The sequence below is a fragment of the Frankia sp. Hr75.2 genome, from assembly GCF_949319125.1.
Lineage (GTDB): Bacteria > Actinomycetota > Actinomycetes > Frankiales > Frankiaceae > Parafrankia > Parafrankia soli.
The window spans coordinates 34,032-53,541 of record NZ_CASGGV010000298.1 but is presented as its reverse complement, the minus strand read 5'-3'; the positions used below and the strand labels follow the sequence as shown (position 1 = coordinate 53,541).

Genomic DNA, 19,510 nt, shown 5'->3' with positions numbered 1-19,510 from the left:
TGCCCACACCGAGGTAGCCGAGCCGCTCGCCGGCCCGGGCGCGCGCCCGGGCCGACGGTGTGCCGGCGAGCTGGGCGGGCAGCAGCACGTTGTCGAGGACCGTCAGGTCATCCAACAGGTTGAAAAACTGGAAGATCATTCCGATCCGCGCGCGACGGAACTTCGCCGCGGCGGTCTCGTTCAGCCGGTCGACCCGCACGCCGTCGACCGTGACACTGCCGGTACTCGGCCGGTCCAGCCCGGCCACCATGTTGAGCAGCGTCGACTTGCCACTGCCGGACGGCCCGACGATTGCCAGCGATTCGCCGGGTGCCACGGTGAGCGAGAGCCCGGCCAGCGCCGACGCGGCACCGTCGTATCTCTTGGTGATGTCGTGGATGGCGATGGCTGGGGGCGCGGGCATGGGTCCTCCACAGGTCTGAGTCGGTCGGCCACGACGCGGCCCGCGGCCGGTCACCCGTGCGGTGTTCACCGCCCGACGTCCCGACCGGCGGCGCCAGCCCCCGGGGTGGGCTGTGCCGGCGAGTGATCCGGGCCGCGTCGGTCGGGACGCTAGGGGCCGGCGCGGGGCGGGCGCGTCGGCCGTCGCGCCGATGTCCGCTCCTCCGCCCGGCGCACCGGGCGCGACGTCATCCCTGCGAGGTAGGCCGGCGATGTACGGCCACTGCGCACCTCAGCGGATGTGGACGGACGCCGCTCTTGCCAGACTGGGCCGGTGATCTGGGCGGCGATCCGGCGGCATCGGGAACGGGCCGGCCCGGCCAGCCTCACCGTCTGGGCGTGGGTGGCCGACGCGATCCTCGCCCTGGTGCTGGCCCTGGGCGTGGTGACCGCCATCAACGGTGACCGCCTCCTCGCGGTGCCCGCACCGGGGACCTCGCAGTCGGCACGCGTCGAACGGCAGAGTCGGCCGGTCCTCCCGCTCACACGGGTGACCCCCGTACCACCGGTGAAACCGGTACCACCAGTGGAACCGGTACCGCCGGCAGCACCGGTACCGCCGGTGGCCCCGGAACCGCGGGAGGTGCCGTCACGCGCGGGCCCGGCTCAGGTGTTCCCATCGCAGTTCGTCGCCGTCCAGACGCCGGTCGCCGACTGGCAGCTGGCGCTGGCCGTCCTCGCCGCGCTACCGCTGGCCGCGCGGCGGCGGTTCCCGCTGGCGACCTACGGGTGCGTCATCGCCGCCGCGTCGTTACTCCAGCTGGACGTGCACATCGATGACCTGACGACGTTCACCTTCACGGCCTGCCTGATAGCCGGGTACAGCGCGGCGATGTACAGCCCGCACCGGGCGTGGGCGGCGGCGGGCATCGCCGGTGGTGCCGTGCTGCTCACGCTCGGCCACCACACGACGATCCCCAGGATCAGCTCTGACTACTTTCCCTTCCTGGTCCTGATCCCGCTCGGCCTCGCGGCGAACGCCGCCCACACCCGCACTCAGCGCGCGCGGGTGCAGGAGGCGGAACGGGCCGCGGCGAGCCGGCAGGCCACCGATCAGGAGCGGGCCCGCATCGCACGCGAGCTGCACGACGTCGTCACCCACAATGTGAGCGTGATGGTGATCCAGGCCGGCGCCGCCCGCAAGGTGCTCGACGCCAACCCCGATCTGGCGCGCGAGGCCATCCGTGCGGTCGAGACCAGCGGCCGCAGCGCGATGACCGAGCTGCGTCACGTGATGGGCCTGCTGACGATGAGTGGCGGTGCCCCGGATGGGGGGGACGACGGCCCGGGCCCCAGCCCACAGCCGGGGCTCGGCCGGGTCGACGAGCTGGTGCGGCGCGTTCGCGACACCGGAGTGGACGTCGAGCTGAGTGCGACGGGAACGCCGGTGCCGTTGCCCGCCGGCGTCGACCTGGCCGCGTTCCGCGTGGTGCAGGAGGCCCTGACCAATGCCGTCAGGCACGCCGCCGGGGCGCGGGTCCGGGTCGCCGTGGTCTACGCACCGGGTCTGGTCCGGGTCGAGGTGACCGACAGCGGCGGCGTCCGGGCGGCGGCCGCCGGGGCGGGCAGCGGCGCCGGGCTGCTCGGCCTGCGGGAACGGCTCGCCGTCTACGGCGGCACGCTGGCGGCGGGCCCGCGCCCGACCGGCGGGTACCGGGTGCTGGCCGAGATCCCGCTGGACGGTCCGTGACCCCGCCACGGGTGGTCGTCGCCGACGACCAGGCGCTGGTCCGGGCCGGGTTCCGGATGATCCTCACCGCCGACGGGATCGAGGTGGCCGCCGACGCCGCCGACGGCGCCCAGGCCGTCGACGCTGTCCGGCGGACCCGCCCGGACGTCGTGCTCATGGACATCCGCATGCCGGTGATGGACGGGCTGGAGGCCACCCGCCGGATCCTGAGCGGCACGGCGGAGGCGCCCCGGGTGATCATCCTGACGACGTTCGACGTCGACCAGTACGTCTACGCGGCGCTGACCGCCGGGGCCAGCGGCTTCCTGCTCAAGGACGTCAGTCCCGAACAGCTGGTGGCCGCCGTCCGGCTGGTCCGCGCGGGGGACGCGCTGCTCGCGCCGACGATCACCCGCCGGTTGGTGGAACGGTTCGCCTCACCGGAGCGGGTGGCCGCCGCGACGCACCGCGACCTGGCGACGCTCACCCCGCGGGAGCTCGAGGTCCTCCGGTTCCTCGCGCGTGGTCTGAGCAACGCCGAGCTGGCCGCACGTTTCCAGCTCAGTGAGGCCACGGTGAAGACTCATGTGGCCCGGATCCTCGGCAAACTGCGGCTGCGGGACCGGGTGCAGGCGGTCGTCGTCGCCTACGAGACGGGACTGGTCACCCCGGGGGGCCGCCCCTGAGCGGTCCGGTCGCGCCCGGACCCGGCCCGGCCGGACCCGACGCTTCGGGCCCGGGACCGGCCGCGTCGGCCCCGGGCGAGTCCGCCCCGAGCACCTCGGCCCCAGCTACGTCGGCCCCAGCTACGTCGGCCCCGGCTACGTCGGCCCCGGCAGCACCGGTCCCGACCCGATCACGGCCCGACGCCTCGAGGAGGACGGGCTCCGCCGGCACCGACTCGAGGAGGCCCACCGCGAGCGGGACCGGCTCGAGCGGGTCCCGCTCGACATGGTGGGCACCGCGCAGCACCGACGCCGCCGCGGCGATGAGGCCGAGCAGGGCCGAGGCCACGAACACGACGACGAGGCCGTCGTGGAACGGCGTCGAGATGAGGTGGGGGAAGAACTCGCGGCCGGTGACGGTCGCCCGGTGGTCCGGCGTCAGGTCGTCCAGCGTGCCGGTCGAGCTCAGCAGGTGCTCGACCGGGTTCAGGCCGAGCACCGCGGCGAACAGCGACGCGACCGGGGGCAGGGAACCGACCTGCTGGGCGACGTCGGCGGACACGCCCTCCGCCCGCAGGCCGGCGGAGAAGGCTCCCGGCAGGCTGCCCGCCAGCCCGGCGACCATGAGTGAGAAGAAGAGCCCGATGGACAGCGCGCCGCCGGCGTTCTGGAAGGTCGAGCGCATCCCGGATCCGACCCCGCGCAGGTGCGCCGGGACGCTGCTCATGATCGAGGACGAGTTCGGCGCGGCGAACATCCCGGCGCCGATGCCGTTCACGGTGATCAGCAGGCCGAACGCCCAGTAGGAGAAGTTGACGGGCAGCAGCATGAGGCCGACGAAGCTGCCCGCGAACACCAGCATCCCGGTGGTGGCCAGGCCGCGGGCGCCGGAGCGGTCGGACAGGAACCCCGACAGCGGGCCCGCCACGAGGACACCGGCGGTCAGTGGCAACAGGTAGATTCCTGCCCAGAACGGGGTGTCGTCGAAGTCGTAGCCGTGCAGGGGCAGCCAGATCCCCTGCAGCCAGATGATCAGCATGAACTGCAGACCGCCGCGCGCGACCGACACCGCCAGGCCGGCCGCGTTCCCGGCGCTGAAGGCCCGGATTCGGAACAGCGAGAGCTCGAACATCGGCGACTCGAACCGCTTCTCGATCACGACGAAGGCTGCCAGCAGCGCCACTCCCCCGATGAGCAGCACCAGGACCTTGGGGCTGCTCCAGGCCATCGCGTGGTTCTTGTAGGGCTGCAGGCCCTCGGTGACGGCGATCAGCACCGCCCCCAGGCCCACCGAGAAGGTGATGTTGCCCCACCAGTCGAAGCGGCCCCGTTCCGGGCGGTCCCGGCGCTCGGGCTCGCGCAGCGTCCGGTAGGCCCAGATGGTGCCGAAGACACCGACGGGCACGTTCACCCAGAACACCGCCCGCCAGTCCAGGACGGCCAGCACCCCGCCGGCGACCAGGCCGATGAACTGCCCGGCGAGCGCGGCGACCTGGTTGATGCCGAGCGCCAGACCGCGCTGGTCGGGCGGGAACACGTCGGTGAGGATCGCGGCCGAGTTGGCGGCCAGCATGGAGCCGCCGACCGCCTGCAGCACGCGCCAGCCGATCAGCCACATCGCGGCGCTGCGCCCGTGGAAGGGATCGAAGGACAGCAGGATGGAGGCGACGGTGAAGACCACAAAGCCGGCGTTGTAGATCCGCACCCGGCCGAACATGTCGCCCAGCCGCCCCAGCGGCACGACGAGCACCGCCTGCACCAGGCGGTATCCCATGATCATCCAGAGCAGATAGCTCACGTTACCGGGCGCCAGCGGATCCAGGTCGATGCCGAGGAAGATCGGCGGCAGGGCGATCAGGACGATGGAGCCGTCGAGCGCCGACATGAAGACCGCGGCGGTCGTGTTCGCCAGGACGGCCCAGCGGCGATCGCCGTGCTTGGTGACGGCCGCCATCAGATGCGCTGCGCCAGGCGCTCGAGCAGCGGCGCGGCGGCCTTCAGGCAGGCCAGCTCGTCGTCGTCGAAGCCGCTGGACAGCGCCCGCGCGAGCTGCTCGCTGCGGGCGTTTCGCCTGTCCCGCAGCGCCTCGCGGCCGGCGTCGGCGAGCGAGAGGATCACCCGGCGGCCGTCGTCGGGATCGGGCCGGCGTTCGACGAGGCCACGCTCCTCCAGGCCGCCGAGGGTCGCCCCCATCGACTGCGGGCTGATCGTCTCCTGCTTCGCGAGGGCCGCGGCGGTGGTCGGGCCGCCGCGCTCAAGGCGCACCAGGGCCGCGATCTCCCCGACGGTCAGCTCACCGTCGGGCTGCACCAGACGCAGCCGCCGCCCCAGCAGGCTCATGCTCAGCCGCAGCCCGGCCGCGATCTCGAGGAGGTCGGCGAGTTCGACGGGCCCGGCGGCGTCCGCCTCGACGATCTCAGCGTCAGCGAACATTCCGTCAGCCTAGACTTACAAGTCCAGCCTGACCAGATGTGTCCGGGTCAGTGGGCCGACGTCCCGGAATCGGGAGCGCCGGCCGGTGATCTGGGCTTACTGTTCGGGCATGGCTGACATCGCGCCGGTGGTTCTCGTCCACGGCCTCGCGTCGTCGAGCGAACACGGCTGGCGTGCAACCGGCTGGATCGACCTGCTCCAGGAGACGGGCCGTGAGGTCGTCGCGGTCGACCTGCCCGGACACGGCCGCTCCCGCCGGGACACCGATCCGGCGGCCTACCCCGACGCCGCCGCCGAGATCGCCGAGGCGTTCGCCGGGCGCGGCGCCGTCGACGCCGTGGGCTTCTCCGCCGGCGCCCACCTGTTGCTCGAGTGCGCGGTGCGCGGGCTGGCGCCGTTCAACCGGCTCGCCCTGATGGGCGTCGGCCCACGGCTGCTGGAGCCCCGCCCGCAGCGGGGCCCGGTTCTCGGTGCCACACCGTCCGAGGACGACGGCACCGACATCCTGGCCCGCCTGATCCGCGGGCTCGCCCGGCGCGCCGGCAACGACATGGCGGCGGTGGACGCGTTCGCCCGCCGGCCGAGGCGGACGCTCACCACGGCCGAGCTGGCCACCGTCGGCTGCGAGGTCCTGATCGTCACCGGCGAGCGGGACGAGGGGGCGGGCTCACCCGAGGAGCTGGCCGCGCTGTTCCCCAAGGCCACCGGACGGACCATCGAGGGCGCGGACCACTATTCCGTGCAGGCCAACCCGCGGGCGATGAACGCCGTGCTGGACTTCCTCGGCGTCTGACCGCCCCGGCGGGCAGGCGCGCGGCCAGGCGCCGACGGGTCGGCGCCTGGCCGGCCCGCGGTCTCAGTCGACGTCGATGATCTGCCCGTTGCGGAACATGTCGACGAACAGCGCGTGGTCGTGGTGGACCTGGGCGCCGTAGTCGTGCGCGAACTCGACCAGGGACGCCGTGAACGCCTTCTCGTCCGCCGAGATCGCCTCGTGGATCGCGTCCTCGGTGGAGAAGCTGACCAGGTCGTGCTCGCTCTCGTCGTCGGCGACGGCGTGCATCCGCGCGGTCGACCGGCCGAGGTCGGCGACCAGGGCGAACATCTGCTCCCGCTCGTTCACCTCGGACCAGTCCAGATCCTGGGCGTACGGCGACACCTCGGCGACGAGCTGGCCGACGCCGTCGACCTCGGTGTGGCCGAGCCAGGTGTCGCTGTCGGCCTGCAGCGCCCGCTGCGAGACGGCCGTCCGATGGCCCTGGTGGTGGAAGTACTCCCGGATCCGTTCGTCGGAGACGAAGCGGCTGACCGCCGGGACCTGCCCCTGCTTCATGTACAGGACGACGTCGTTGTCGAGCGCCTCGGTCTGGCCCTCGACCAGCAGGTTGTAGGACGGCAGGCCGGCGCTGCCGATGCCCACCCCGCGCCGGGCGACGACGTCCTTGACGGTCAGCGACACCGGGCGGGTGCGCCGGCCCGGCGGCACCGTCGCCAGGTAGCGGTCGAACGCCTCGAGGACCTTCGCGCGGGTCTCCTCGTCAACCGCGGTGACGCCGTCGACCCGCGCGAAGCGCCGGTCGTAGTGCTCGACCACCGTGAGGTCGTCGAGCAGGCCGACCCGGGTGGAGCGCCGTGCCTGCTGCAGGAACGCGTGCACCACGCCCGAGGTGGACGTCCGGGTCAGCAGGTCCGCCGACGACCCGCCCTCGGCGAGGTCGCGGATCTTCTCCCGGTAGGCGTCCGCGCAGGCCTCGACGAGGCCCGTGATCACGGCGTCGCTGAGCGCCTTGGCGCGGCCCAGCAGCGCGAGGCTCGCCACCAGCCGGCGCAGGTCCCAGCGGAACGGCCCGACGTAGGCCTCGTCGAAGTCGTTGACGTTGAAGACCAGCACGCCGTTGCTGCTCATGTAGGTGCCGAAGTTCTCCGCGTGCAGGTCACCGTGGATCCACACCCGGCTCGTCCGCTCGTCGAGGAACGGGTCGTCGATGTCGTGGACGTCGGCGTAGAAAAGCGCGGCCGAACCCCGGTAGAACGCGAACGGCGAGGCCGCCATCTTCCGGAACTTGCGCCGGAACGCGCCCGGCTCGGCGGCCATCAGCTCGCCGAACGCCGCCGTGAAGACGTCCCCGATCACCTGGGCGCGCTCGGATTCGGGGGCGGACGTCGTCATGCGCTGCGCTCCTCCTCGCGCGACTACCACTGTGGTCCGCGCGTTATCCGTTCAGCATGCCAGCGCTTCCCGGCCGGGGGCCGGGCCGGGCCGGGGGCCGGTCATCTCAGCACGCGGGCGGGTTCGCGGGCGGGCCGTAGAACGCCGTCAGGCCCGCGACCGCGTCCGCCATCGCCGCCCGCAGCTCCGGGGGATCGAGCACCTCCAGCTCAGGGCCGAGGACGAGCAGGTCGCCTCGGGCGTGCCGGACCGACTCGATCGGGAGCTCGGCGCGCACCCAGCCGTCGGCGTCGGGGTCGCCCGCGGTCTGCTCGACGGCCCGCGCCACCGCCGGGGCGAGCCGGAAGGGAACCATCCGCCGGCCCTCCGGCGACAGGCGCACCGTGGCGGTCCCCCGGTAGACGCCGGCCTCGTACCTGGCGGTCCACTGCTCCCAGTAGGCCGCCAGGTCGAACCGCTCCGGCCGTTCGAACGTCTCCGGCATCGCCTCGAGACCGAGAATCCTCGCGACCCGGTACACCCGCACGGACGCCTCCGCCGTCTCCGCCGTCTCCGGTGTCTCCGGTGTCTCCGGTGTCTCCGCGGGTGGAGCGTCCGCGATGTCGGCCCGGCCGTCGCCGGGGCAGGCGGTGGCTACGACATACCAGGTGCCGCTCTTGAGGACCACGCCGAGCAGCTCCAGCTCGCGGACGACCCGGCGCGGTGCGCGCCAACGCAGGTAGGTGATCCGGATGCGCCGCCGCCCCCACACCGCACCGGCGACCTCGGCGAGCAGCGGCACCGGCTCGGCGGCGCGGAACCAGCCGGGCGCGTCGAGGTGGAACAGCTCCCGCACCCGAAGTGCCCGCTCACGGGCCTCGGCCGGGAGCGCGGCGAGCAACTTGAGCTCGGCGGCGGCGACGACCGCGCCGAAACCGAGCTCGGCGGCGGCGTCCGGGAGCCCGGCGAACAGCAGGGAGTCGGCCTCGTCCGAGGTCAGCCCGGTCAGCCGGGTGCGGTAGCCGGCGAGCAGCTCGTAACCGCCGGTGGCCCCACGCTCCGCCAGCACCGGGACGCCGGCCTCGGCGAGCGCGTCCAGGTCCCGGTAGACCGTGCGGACCGACACCTCCAGCTCGGCGGCCATCTCACGGGCCGTCAGCCGGCCGCGGGTCTGCAGCAGCAGGAGGACGGAGAGGAGCCGGCTGGCACGCACGACCGAATTCTCCCCCGTCTCCCTCTGTCATCTCCCGGCGATACCTGACAGGAGAAGTCAGTTATCGACGCCAGGATGGGTGTTGACAGCGCACCGACGCGTGGAACCAACGAGCGAAGGAGTTCGACCATGGCAACCACGGAGATCGCCCAGCCCAGCCAGGCCGCGCCCGTGACCTGGGCAGGGCTGATGCTCGACTGCCCGAACGCGAAGGATCTGGCGGCCTTCTACGGCGAGCTGACGGGCTGGGGCGTCGGCGGCGCGGACGAGGAGGGCGCCTGGGCGTTCCTGAGCCCGCCGGGCACCGAAATCATGATCGGCTTCCAGCGCGTCGAGAGCTACCAGCCGCCGAGCTGGCCCGACCAGTCCGCGCCCCAGCAGGTCCACCTCGACTTCCGCGTGGCGGATCTGGAGGCCTCGATCAGCCTCGCGGAGAAGCTTGGGGCGACGCAGGCCGAATTCCAGCCGGGGGGCGAGCGCTGGCGGGTGCTGCTCGACCCGGCCGGCCACCCGTTCTGCCTCTGCCCGCCGGCGCAGGAGGGCTGAGCGCGGCGTCCGCAGAGCGGCGGATCGCGTTCATGTCACCTGTTCTTCGCCCGATGGTCGCGCTGGGCAGCCACAATTGTACGGATGTGGTACTTCCCGGCGGATCCTGACCCTCGCCCGATCCGATGACACCGGCGGATGGCGACACGCCGGGCGGCCGCCACCGGCGGCCCCGGCAGCAGCCCCGTAACGGCCGCGTCCGGACGGCGTTGCCAGTGGTCGCCACGGCGGGGCTGCTGCTGCTCTGCTCCGGCGCGGCGGCCCGGCCGGAGTCGGAGCCGTTGCCATCCGATCAGGCCGGCCGGTGGAACCTGGCGGATTCCAAGCCGCCGGGCACGGCGCCGACCGACGTGGCGAGCCTCACCGAGATCCCCGCGGGCCTCGACCCACTCGGAGAGGACTCTGGTGCGGCCGGCGATGGCGGTACCGACGCGACGACCGCCCCGGGGGACGAGACCGGCGGGGACGGGAGCGCCGGCAGCGGGAGCGGGAGCGACGACGGCTCGGGGCCGGCGGGCACTGTCATCACGGGTGGGCGGGGCGTCCCCGACCGCGTCCTCGACGCCTACCGCCAGGCCGCCGGGCGCGTCGAACGGGAGCTGCCCGGCTGCCACCTCCCGTGGGAACTCCTCGCCGCCATCGGGAAGATCGAGTCCGGCCACGCGGCGGGCCGGCCGATGGCCGACGACGGCACGGTGACCCGGCCGATCCTCGGTCCCGTCCTCGACGGCCGGGATGGGCGTGCGCTGATCCGCGACTCGGACGACGGCGTGTTCGACGGCGACACCACGCTGGACCGCGCGGTCGGCCCGATGCAGTTCATCCCGACCACCTGGCGGACGTCGGGCCGGGACGGGTCGGGCGACGGCCGCCGCGATCCGCAGAACATCCACGACGCGACGCTCGCCGCGGGCGGCTACCTCTGCGCCCACGGGCGGGACGTGAGCCGGCCGGACCAGCTGCGCGCGGCGATCTTCTCCTACAACCCGTCGACGTCCTATGTGAACGCCGTGCTGACCTGGATGACCGCCTATCGGGAGAAGGGCGCGACCGCGCTGCCCGGCGAGCCGGCGCAGGCCGGTGACCCGGAGCCGGCTGTCCCGGAGCTGACCGCCCCGGAGCCGGCTGGCGGCCCCCTGGTTCCAGCCGGGCCCACGACGCCGGCTGAGCCCACCGCGCCAGCTGAGCCCACCGCGCCGGCCGAACCGGGCACGCCGGCCCCCAGTGAGCCCCCGGCCGGGCCGGGGCCGTCGCTGCCTGCCGGCGGGGACGGAGGGCCCCGCGTCGAGGTCGTCCCGGAGGAGCACCGGCCGGGTGACGGGGGCGGGGTCGGCGAGGAGCCGGTGTCCGCGGCGCTGCGCGACCTTGGTATCGCGGTCACCGATCTCGCCGTCACACCGGTCGAGCTCGACGGCACCGCCGCCGGCTTCGAGGCGCTGGACCTGACCTCGGCGCGCCGCCCGGCTCCGGCCGGACCACTGCGGGTGGTGGCCACCGCCGCGACGGAGGCCGGGCGCCCGATCGCGAGAAGCGAGATCACGATTCCCGCCGAGCCGGACCGGCCCGCGCAGGCAGCGCCCGGGGGCACGGGAGCGGCGTCCGGGGAGGAGAAGCCGACCCTGCTCGCGCGGCTCGCCGGCGGGGACCTCGCCGCGGCGGGCCTGCCCGCGGGAAGGTTCGTCCTCACCCTCGAGGCGCATGCCGAGTCCGGGCGCGTGTACACGGTGCGGCTGCTGGTCAGCCAGCTGAACGTGAAAGCCTTCGTCGCCCGCCCGGCGGCCACCGGCACTCCGCCCACCGGGCACGCGCCGTCCCCGAAGCCGCCGGCGTCCGCACCCGGGCCGTCTACCGGATCGCCCGCCGGCACACCGAGAACTCCCGTCCGGGCCGCCACTCCACCGGCCGCCTCGCCGCCAGCCACGTCGACACCGGCCACCTCAAAGCCGGCCATGTCTCCACCGGCCACCACGCAGCCGGCCACCACGCAGCCGGCCACCACGCAGCCGGCCACCACGCAGCCGGCCACCTCGGCGCCAGCCGCGGTGGGGTCCGGCCCCGCGACGCCCACGGCGACTCGGACGGGTGACCCGGCGTCCGCGGCGCCGTAGGGCGCGTGTGCGGCGCGGCGCCACCGGGATGAGCACCGTGGAATGAGCATCGCCGGGATGGCGGCCGCGGCGGGCCCGCTCGTCGAGGCGGCCGTGCGCGGGGCGTGGGCCGGGGACGTCCACGATGGTGGATGTCGGAACGTGGGTGTCGGAACGGGTCGGGAAAGCGGGTGTCGGTGAGGGCACGGACGAACGGGCGGGCGCCGGAGGTGCGGGCGGTGGGCGCCCGAGGTGCCGTGAACGAGGTGCTCGTCGTAGGCGACGGGGAGCCGGTGGTGCTGGTCGCGCACGCGTGGGGGGCGTCGGCGCGGGTCATGCTGCCGACGGTGGCCGGTGTCCCCGGGACGCTGGTCGCGGTGAACTTCCGCGGCTACGGGGACTCGTCGCCCCGGCCGAACGGCTGGACGTACGCCGACCTCGCCGAGGAGCTGGCCGGCGTCGCCCGCGCGGTGGGGGCCAGCGCGGCGGTCGGGCAGAGCATGGGCGCGGGCGCGCTGCTCGCCCTGGCCGACGGCGAGCCGGACCTGTTCACGGCGATGGCGCTGCTGCTGCCCCCGGCCGTCGACGAGCCGATCCCGGCCGAGATCCACGAGATGTTCCGGCGCGTCCACGTCGCCAGGCTGGCCGGTGACCCGGCGGAGCTGCGGGCCGAGATCGCGCGGTGCATGTCCCCGGAGCTTCGGGACGCCCGCGGCGGCGCCGTCTACCTGCGCGCGTACGCGCTCATGCTGATGGCCTGCTCGGCGCCCACCGAGCGGCCGGGGAACGCGCCCGTCCCGGACCGCGCCCGGCTGGCGCGGGTGCGCGCGCGGACGCTGGTCGTCGGCCAGGAGGGCGACCTCATCCACCGCACGGAGACGGCGCTGGCCCTCGCCGCGGCTCTTCCCGCCGCCCGGTCACATGTGTTCCCGGCGACAGCACCGATGTGGAGCGAACGGCTCGCGCTGCGCACGCTGCTGACCGACCACCTGGCCCCGGCTGACACCCCGGCGCTGGCGGGTCATCGGGCGGTGACCGACCCGCCGGGTACGGCCGATCCGCTGAGCTGACCGTTCACCCGGCCGGTCGAGCCCCGCCCCGCGGCGCGCGGACGGCACGGTATCGTCGATGCCGGTCGAGGGGCGCTGCAACGGACCGAGGTCCGCCACGCTCGATCGGAACCTCATCCGCAAGGGCGCCTCCCACAACCGGGAGGTGTGCGCGATGGCAGGATCCGGATCGCTCGACGAGGTGTCGGTCCCCGCCGGCACTGTCGGAGGCGAGCAAGCCGAGGCCGGCGCCGGCGCACGGCCCGAAGGCGGCGGTGCCGTCCGGCCGGCGGCCACCGGCAGCGAACAGGCACTGCGGGAGCTGCTGGAGCAGCGGGTCGTCGTCCTCGACGGGGCCTGGGGCACGATGCTGCAGAACGCCGGCCTCACCCCCGCCGACTACCGCACGGAGCGGTTCGCCGACCACCCGAAGGACGTCAGCGGCGATCCGGACCTGCTGAACCTGACCCGGCCGGATGTCATTCTCGACGTGCACCGGCAGTACCTGGCGGCCGGCGCGGACATCACGACCACGAACACGTTCACCGCGACGAGCATCGCCCAGGCCGACTACGGCCTGCAGTCGCTCGTGCGGGAGATGAACGTGCGGGGCGCGCAGCTGGCCCGCCAGGCCGCCGACGAGGCGGGCGGGCGGCGGTTCGTCGCCGGGTCGATCGGGCCGCTGAACGTCGCGCTCTCGCTGTCGCCGCGGGTCGAGGACCCGGCCTACCGGGCGGCAACCTTCGACGAGGTCCGGGACTCCTACGCCGAGCAGATCGAGGCTCTCGCCGAGGGCGGGGTCGACCTGCTCCTCATCGAGACGATCTTCGACACGCTCAACGCGAAGGCCGCGATCGCCGCCGCCCGCGAGGTCGCGCCCCAGCTGCCGCTGTGGATCTCGGTGACGATCGTCGACCTGAGCGGGCGGACGCTGTCGGGGCAGACCGTCGAGGCGTTCTGGAGCTCCATCGCGCACGCGAACCCGCTGGTCGTCGGGGTGAACTGCTCGCTGGGCGCCGACGAGATGCGCCCGCACGTCGCCGACCTCGCCCGCCTCGCGGGGACGTACACGGCCTGCCATCCCAACGCCGGCCTGCCGAACGCGTTCGGCGGCTACGACCAGTCCCCGGAGGAGGCCGGCCGGCTGATCGGCGAGTTCGCCGAGGCGGGCATGGTCAACATCGTCGGCGGCTGCTGCGGGACGACCCCGGCGCACATCGCGCGGATCGCCGCCGCGGTCGCCGGCGCGGCACCGCGCCCGGTTCCGGCGCTGCCGCCGCGCACCCGGTTCAGCGGGCTGGAGCCGTTCGAGATCGGCCCGGACACCGGGTTCGTCATGATCGGCGAGCGCACCAACGTCACCGGGTCGGCGCGGTTCCGCCGGCTGATCGAGGGCAACGACTTCCAGGGCGCCATCGACGTCGCCCTGGAGCAGGTGCGCGGCGGCGCGAACCTGCTCGACGTCAACATGGACGCCGACCTGCTCGACAGCGAGCGGGCGATGACGACCTTCCTGAACCTGCTGGCCACCGAGCCGGAGGCGGCCCGACTGCCCATCATGATCGACAGCTCGCGCTGGAGTGTGCTGGAGGCGGGGCTGCGCTGCGTGCAGGGCAAGGGCGTGGTCAACTCGATCAGCCTCAAGGAGGGTGAGGAGCCCTTCCTCGAGCAGGCCCGGCGCATCCGCGACTTCGGTGCCGGCGTCGTCGTGATGGCCTTCGACGAGCAGGGCCAGGCCGAGACCGCCGAGCGCAAGGTGGCCATCTGCGGCCGCGCCTACGACCTGCTCACCCAGCGGGTCGGGTTCCCGGCCGAGGACATCGTCTTCGACCCGAACGTGCTCGCCGTCGCCACCGGCATCGCCGAGCACAACGGCTACGCGAAGGCATTCCTCGACGCGCTGCCGCTGATCAAGCAGCGCTGTCCCGGGGTGCACATCAGCGGCGGCATCTCGAACCTGTCGTTCTCCTTCCGCGGCAACGACGTCGTCCGCGAGGCGATGCACTCGGCGTTCCTCTTCTACGCCGTGCAGGCCGGGCTCGACATGGGCATCGTGAACGCCGGCCAGCTCGCGGTCTACCAGGACATCCCCGCGGACCTGCTCGAGCTCGTCGAGGACGTGCTCTTCGACCGGCGCGACGACGCCACCGACCGGCTCGTCTCGTTCGCCGAGACGGTGACCGGCAGCGGCACGAAGCGCGTCGTGGACCTGTCCTGGCGCGAGGGGCCGGTGGAGCAGCGGCTCTCCCACGCGCTCGTGCACGGCATCGTCGACTTCATCGAGGCCGACACGGAGGAGGCCCGCGCCGGCGCGGCCCGCGCGCTCGACGTGATCGAGGGCCCGCTGATGGACGGCATGAAGATCGTCGGTGACCTGTTCGGCTCCGGGAAGATGTTCCTGCCGCAGGTCGTGAAGAGCGCCCGGGTGATGAAGCGCTCCGTCGCCTACCTGGAACCGTTCATGGAGGCCGAGAAGCAGCAGGCGCTGCTGGACGGCACCGCCAACACCGACCGCAGCGGTAACGGCAAGGTGGTGATGGCGACGGTCAAGGGCGACGTCCACGACATCGGCAAGAACATCGTCGGCGTGGTCCTGGGCTGCAACAACTACGAGGTGATCGACCTGGGGGTGATGGTCCCCGCGAAGGTCATCCTCGACACGGCGGTGGCCGAGAGCGCCGACGCGATCGGCCTGTCCGGCCTGATCACCCCGTCACTGGACGAAATGGTCTCGGTGGCCACCGAGATGCAGCGCCGCGGGCTGAAGCTGCCGCTGCTGATCGGCGGCGCGACCACCTCACGCCAGCACACCGCCGTGCGCATCGCCCCCGCCTACGACGCCACAACCGTCCACGTGCTGGACGCCTCCCGTGTCGTCGGCGTGGTCTCCGACCTGCTGGACAGCGACCGGGCCGCCGACCTCGCCGTGCGCAACCGGGAGGAGCAGCAGCACCTGCGTGAGCAGCACGAGAAGCGCCAGCAGCAGCCGCTGCTCACCCTCGCCCAGGCGCGGGCGAACCGCGAGCAGGTCTCCTTCGACGAGCTGCCCGTGCCGGCGTTCACCGGCGTCCGCGTCGTCACGCCGGAGCTCACCGCGCTGCGCGAGATGATCGACTGGCAGTTCTTCTTCCTCGCCTGGGAGCTGAAGGGCAAGTACCCGGCGATCCTCGACCAGCCGGTCGCCCGCGAGCTGTTCGACGAGGGCAACACGCTGCTCGACCAGATCATCGCGGACGGCTCCCTGCGGGCCGAGGGCGTCTACGGCTTCTGGCCGGCCAACTCGGACGGCGACGACATCCTGATCGATCTCGGTGGTGGCGCTGACGCTGGCCCCGGTGCCGACGCGGCGGGCCGGCTGCGGGTGCCGATGCTGCGCCAGCAGACCGCCAAGCCCGCGGGACGCCCGAACCGCAGCCTCGCCGACTACGTGGCCCCGGCCGGCGACCACCTCGGCGGGTTCGCGGTGGCCATCCACGGCGCTGACACACTCGCGGCCGCCTTCGAGGCCCGTCAGGACGACTACCGTTCGATCATGGTCAAGGCCCTCGCCGACCGGCTGGCCGAGGCGTTCGCCGAGTACGTCCACCTCGAGGCGCGCCGCGCCTGGTTCGAGCCGGGGTCCGAACCGGCGCTGGCGGACCTGCACGCCGAGCGGTTCCGCGGCATCCGCCCCGCCTTCGGCTACCCGGCGAGCCCCGACCACAGCGAGAAGCAGGCTCTGTTCGACCTGCTGGACGCCGGCCAGGTCGGCCTGGGCCTGACCGAGTCCTTCGCGATGACCCCGGCCGCCGCCGTCAGCGGGCTGATCTTCGCCAGCCCGTCGTCGCGGTACTTCACCGTCGGGCGCATCGGCCGCGACCAGGTCGAGGACTACGCCACGCGACGCGGCCTGACGGTCGGCGACGTCGAGCGCTGGCTGCGCCCGAACCTCGCCTACGACCCCGAGTAGGGATCTCGTCCCGCGCGGCCGGCCAGAACCCGGCCGCGCGGGGCGCACCCCGCCTTACCTCGTCCTGCCTTCCCTTGTTCCGCCTTCGACGGCGGGCCCGGCGATGCCTCGGTCAGGCATAGCCGAACAACGGAGGAAAGGCGAGGACCACGATCCAGGCCCAGACGGCGTACACCGGCAGGTAGGAGGTCTGCCAGCGTTCGAGCGCCGCGAATGGCGTGTGCCGGCGGACCAGCCTCAGCAGGAGCCACGCCGACCAGGCGAGGTTCGCCAGCAGGATGACGTTCTCCCCGAGTGCCGCGGCCTTGTTGGGCGTGGTGCCGTACTCGGTGATGCGCCCGGTGATTGCCAGTAGGACCAGCACGTCGATGGCCAGCGCGCTTACCACCAGGGCGAGCTGCATTTTGTCGAACAGGTCGGGCGGGGCCAGCGGATCGCGGGCTGACATCGAGTAGAGCAGCAGCCCCAGGACGACGACCAGCAGCAGGTCGAACAGGATCAGCGCGTCACGCTCGACGTCAATGCCGGTGCTGGTCCAGCAGACGGCGACGAGGAAGGCCAGCAGGACTACCGTGAACAGCGGTGTGAACAGCCTGGTGAGCACCGGGGCGATGTTCTCGACCACGCTCTGCTTCGCCTCGACGAGCCACCCGGCCACGATGACCCCGGCTGCCGCTCCACAGGGAAGGAGCCACTGCGAGATGAAGTCGTCCGAGACGATTCCGATGGCTTCGAAGGTGCCGGCCGTGAACACGGTGAGCACACCGCCGCCGAGGGCGATGAGGACGAAGTAGACGAACCATTCGCCGGTGAAGCGGATGAAGTCCATACGTCTACGGGACGAGCGCCAGTCGTCCGCGGCGTAGGCCAGGCCCACCACGAGCCACAGTGCGATCGGGAGGTGGATGCTGGTGAGGGCCAGTGACTGCGAGTTGTCGGCGACGGGATAGACGTTGGCCGCCACCGCGCCGAGCGCGAACAGCGCCCCCATGATCCCGATCAGCGGGCGTCGGGCCTGGCGGCGCCAGGCGAGGAAGCCGGCCAGCCAGGGCAGCACGAACAGGCCGAGGTTCGGCCCGTAGAACGAGGCCGAGCCGTCATCGGTCATCCGTATACCGAACAGCTCCGGCGCCTTGGCGGACGCCGCCGCACCCGCGGCACAGAGCACCATCACCCGCAGGTCCCGCCGCGACCGCGTGTCCGCGTCCGGGCCGCCGGTCAGGACCAGCTGCTTCCACAGCCGTTCCGAATGCTCCCGGGCGAACTCGCGGGACAGCTCGTCGAGGCTGCCCATCCGCTTGACCGCGACCAGGAACGCCTCGTCGGCGCTCAGGCCGGCCATGACGAGCTCGTCGACGGAACCGCGGAGATGGTCCTCGAGCTCGTCCGCGTCGGAGGACTGTAGCTCCCGGCGGCGCTGCGCGTAGTGCCGCCACTGCGCGAACTGCGCCTCCAGCGCCTGCGTCTCCACTGCCTCCTGGCCTTCCTGTGCTGTCATGCGTGGCCCTCCACTGGGATCACCGGCAGCGCGGCGCGGTCACCGAGGCCGGTCCAGATCTCCTTGAGCGCGTCGACGACGGTGTCCCACTGGCGGCGCTGCTCGGCCAGTTCAGCCAGGCCCCGGTCGGTGATGCGGTAGTACTTGCGCCGACGTTCGCCGGTGGCCGACCGCCAGCTGGACTCCACGTGCCCGAGGCGCTCGAGCCGGTGCAGCAACGGGTAGAGCAGGCCCTCGGTCCAGTCCAGCTCGCCACCGGACAGCTCGTTGATCCGCTTGAGGATCGCGTAGCCGTAGCTCTCCTCCTCCGCCAGGATGCCGAGCACGATCGGGGTCGCCGAGGCGGCCACCAGATCCTTGGCGACCTTCACGCTGCTTCCCCCCTCGGTAACCTAGAAGCTCGATGCATAGTACTGCCAGGTAATCATGGAGCACCACCGGGCCCGACGGCTGCGCTACGACCTGCGGTTCGAGATGGCCGGGGTCCTGGCGAGCTGGGCGGTCCCCGCGGCCCGACCCTCGACCCCGCCGTGCGCCGGATGGCCGTCCACGTCGAGGACCATCCGATCGAGTACCTCGACTTCGAGGTGTCATCCCGAAGGGGCGGTACGGCGGGGGGACGTGATCGTCTGGGATCTCGGCACCTGGGCGCCGCACGGCACCACCGACCCGGTCGCGGCGGTCGCCGCCGGCGAGCTGCATGCCGACGTCTTCGGGCACAAGCTGCGCGGCCGACTGGTGCTGGTCCGCGGCGACGGTGAGCAGTGGCTCCTGCTGCACACACGGGACGCCCACGCGGTGGCCGGCTGGGACCCGGAGGAGCATCCACGCCCGGCGCTCAGCGGCCGGACCAACGAGGAGGTCCGAGCCGATCCCGACCGGATGTGGCGCTCGGACCTGCCACCGGCGCTCGCGTCCGTGCCGGCTCGCGCGCCGTCACCCGGCGACACCGCGCGCGGCGCGATCGGGCCGCCCGGCACTCTCGAGGCGCTCGACGCGCCGGGCGCGGGCGGGGTGTGGGAGGTGTTGGCCAGCGGGTCCGGCTCACCAAACCTCGACAAGACACTGTTTCCGGGCCGGCCGGGCGAGCACGGCGAACCGGCGGTGACCAAGCGGGATCTGGCGCGCTACGCCGCGCTGGGAGAAACCGGATGCCATCCCCGGCCGGACCAGCACCCACCTGGTGGTCGACACCCCGGCCACGCTGGTGTGGGCGGCGAACTTCGGCGCCCTCGAATGGCACGCGTGGACGTCCACGGTCACCGAGCCGCGCCAGCCTTCCTACGCGCTCATCGACCTGGACCCAGGGACGGAGACAAGCTGGGCGGACGTCCTGGCGAGCACCTCGGGGTGCGGGCCAGTCCAAGGTCACCATCCGCTCGGTGCTGGCCCGGCTGGCAGACGCAGGGCCGACAGAGGCAGGGCTGACGGGGTCAGCTACTCACAATTTCGCTGATCTGCATGACGGGGGTGATCGTCGTGTAGTTCGACAGGTCGGCGCTGATGGCTGTGCTGTCGGCGCTCATCGCCGCCTGGAGCACCTCCGCCGACTCGAAGAGGAAGTGCGACGCCGCCACGTACGGCCCGCGGATGCCCTGGTCGACCTCGACCTCGGTGAGCCCCCACATCCGGCAGGCCATCGGGATGTGCTTGTTCACGTAGTAGTCGAGGTCGAACGTCGCACCCTCGGTCCTGGGGTAGAACACGCTGAGCCGGATCACGGCGTTGACCTCCTCGTTCACCGCGCCTGCCGGATGAGACGCGTTCATCCCAGCTTCTCCCAGAACACACCGCCCACGCACCCGTTGCCC

Annotated in this window: 16 protein-coding genes, 1 pseudogene and 1 riboswitch; of the genes and pseudogenes, 9 read left to right on the top strand and 8 right to left on the bottom strand. The window is 72.9% G+C overall.

The genetic code is table 11. The features are described from left to right. Positions 1 to 403 (bottom strand): ABC transporter ATP-binding protein (locus AC559T_RS23615; protein WP_498870151.1); only part of this gene is annotated, 403 nt, incomplete at its 3' end. 312 nt (positions 404 to 715) lie between these two features. Here AC559T_RS23615 and AC559T_RS23610 point away from each other — a divergent pair. Both AC559T_RS23610 and AC559T_RS23605 read left to right on the top strand, forming a co-directional pair. Further along, positions 716 to 2,131: a sensor histidine kinase gene (locus tag AC559T_RS23610; RefSeq protein ID WP_498870150.1), complete on the top strand. Its 1,416-nt coding sequence runs from the start codon at positions 716 to 718 to the stop codon at positions 2,129 to 2,131. After that, a complete protein-coding gene (locus AC559T_RS23605; RefSeq protein WP_083390750.1) occupies positions 2,128 to 2,796 on the top strand; it encodes a response regulator in 669 nt (222 codons plus the stop codon). The genes AC559T_RS23610 and AC559T_RS23605 overlap by 4 nt, the downstream gene beginning before the upstream one ends. Here the strand turns inward: AC559T_RS23605 and AC559T_RS23600 are convergent. Further along, positions 2,774 to 4,729, bottom strand: a complete 1,956-nt coding sequence (locus AC559T_RS23600; protein ID WP_498870149.1) for an MFS transporter — start codon at positions 4,727 to 4,729, stop codon at positions 2,774 to 2,776. The two genes, AC559T_RS23605 and AC559T_RS23600, sit on opposite strands and share 23 nt — an antisense overlap. Next, positions 4,729 to 5,208 (bottom strand): MarR family winged helix-turn-helix transcriptional regulator, encoded by a 480-nt coding sequence (locus tag AC559T_RS23595; protein WP_071060176.1) that lies wholly within the window; start codon positions 5,206 to 5,208, stop codon positions 4,729 to 4,731. Before AC559T_RS23595 ends, AC559T_RS23600 begins: the two co-directional genes overlap by 1 nt. A 109-nt stretch (positions 5,209 to 5,317) precedes the next feature. Between AC559T_RS23595 and AC559T_RS23590 the strand changes: the two genes are divergently transcribed. Then, entirely contained in the window at positions 5,318 to 6,001 is a 684-nt protein-coding gene (locus tag AC559T_RS23590; protein WP_498870148.1) for an alpha/beta fold hydrolase, read from the top strand. 63 nt (positions 6,002 to 6,064) lie between these two features. On the opposite strand, the gene AC559T_RS23585 is transcribed toward AC559T_RS23590, so the two are convergent. After that, a complete protein-coding gene (locus AC559T_RS23585; protein ID WP_071060174.1) occupies positions 6,065 to 7,378 on the bottom strand; it encodes a DUF2252 domain-containing protein in 1,314 nt (437 codons plus the stop codon). Positions 7,379 to 7,484: 106 nt separating this feature from the next. Beyond that, positions 7,485 to 8,570 carry a helix-turn-helix transcriptional regulator gene (locus AC559T_RS23580; protein WP_498870147.1) on the bottom strand — a complete coding sequence of 362 codons (1,086 nt, stop codon included), beginning with the start codon at positions 8,568 to 8,570 and terminating at the stop codon, positions 7,485 to 7,487. 129 nt (positions 8,571 to 8,699) lie between these two features. Here AC559T_RS23580 and AC559T_RS23575 point away from each other — a divergent pair, with 129 nt between their 5' ends. The 4 genes from AC559T_RS23575 to metH all read left to right on the top strand — a co-directional run bounded on the left by AC559T_RS23575 (position 8,700) and on the right by metH (position 16,201). Next, complete coding sequence (locus AC559T_RS23575) at positions 8,700 to 9,116, top strand: VOC family protein (RefSeq protein WP_131626027.1); 417 nt, start codon at positions 8,700 to 8,702, stop codon at positions 9,114 to 9,116. A gap of 215 nt (positions 9,117 to 9,331) precedes the next feature. After that, positions 9,332 to 11,224 carry a lytic transglycosylase domain-containing protein gene (locus tag AC559T_RS23570; protein ID WP_498870146.1) on the top strand — a complete coding sequence of 631 codons (1,893 nt, stop codon included), beginning with the start codon at positions 9,332 to 9,334 and terminating at the stop codon, positions 11,222 to 11,224. A 218-nt stretch (positions 11,225 to 11,442) separates the two neighbouring features. Then, a complete protein-coding gene (locus AC559T_RS23565) occupies positions 11,443 to 12,273 on the top strand; it encodes an alpha/beta fold hydrolase (RefSeq protein WP_498870145.1) in 831 nt (276 codons plus the stop codon). Between the two features lie 61 nt (positions 12,274 to 12,334). Next, a riboswitch (S-adenosyl-L-homocysteine riboswitch) is annotated at positions 12,335 to 12,411 on the top strand. Positions 12,412 to 12,427: 16 nt separating this feature from the next. Continuing rightward, positions 12,428 to 16,201: a methionine synthase gene (metH, locus tag AC559T_RS23560; RefSeq protein WP_498870144.1), complete on the top strand. Its 3,774-nt coding sequence runs from the start codon at positions 12,428 to 12,430 to the stop codon at positions 16,199 to 16,201. A 112-nt stretch (positions 16,202 to 16,313) separates the two neighbouring features. Here metH and AC559T_RS23555 read toward each other — a convergent pair whose 3' ends face one another. Then, positions 16,314 to 17,699 carry a permease prefix domain 1-containing protein gene (locus AC559T_RS23555; RefSeq protein WP_498870143.1) on the bottom strand — a complete coding sequence of 462 codons (1,386 nt, stop codon included), beginning with the start codon at positions 17,697 to 17,699 and terminating at the stop codon, positions 16,314 to 16,316. Continuing rightward, entirely contained in the window at positions 17,696 to 18,070 is a 375-nt protein-coding gene (locus AC559T_RS23550; protein ID WP_071060168.1) for a PadR family transcriptional regulator, read from the bottom strand. Before AC559T_RS23550 ends, AC559T_RS23555 begins: the two co-directional genes overlap by 4 nt. A 55-nt stretch (positions 18,071 to 18,125) precedes the next feature. On the opposite strand from AC559T_RS23550, the pseudogene AC559T_RS23545 reads away from it, so the two are divergent. Together AC559T_RS23545 and ligD are read left to right on the top strand one after the other, a co-directional pair. Further along, positions 18,126 to 18,389 (top strand): annotated as a pseudogene (locus AC559T_RS23545) (DNA polymerase ligase N-terminal domain-containing protein); the annotation flags it as partial. Positions 18,390 to 18,882: 493 nt separating this feature from the next. Continuing rightward, a complete protein-coding gene (gene ligD / locus AC559T_RS23540) occupies positions 18,883 to 19,155 on the top strand; it encodes a non-homologous end-joining DNA ligase LigD (protein WP_373693938.1) in 273 nt (90 codons plus the stop codon). Here ligD and AC559T_RS23535 read toward each other — a convergent pair. Beyond that, positions 19,133 to 19,468, bottom strand: a complete 336-nt coding sequence (locus AC559T_RS23535) for an EthD family reductase (RefSeq protein ID WP_498870142.1) — start codon at positions 19,466 to 19,468, stop codon at positions 19,133 to 19,135. The genes ligD and AC559T_RS23535 overlap by 23 nt on opposite strands. Positions 19,469 to 19,510 lie beyond the last annotated feature (42 nt).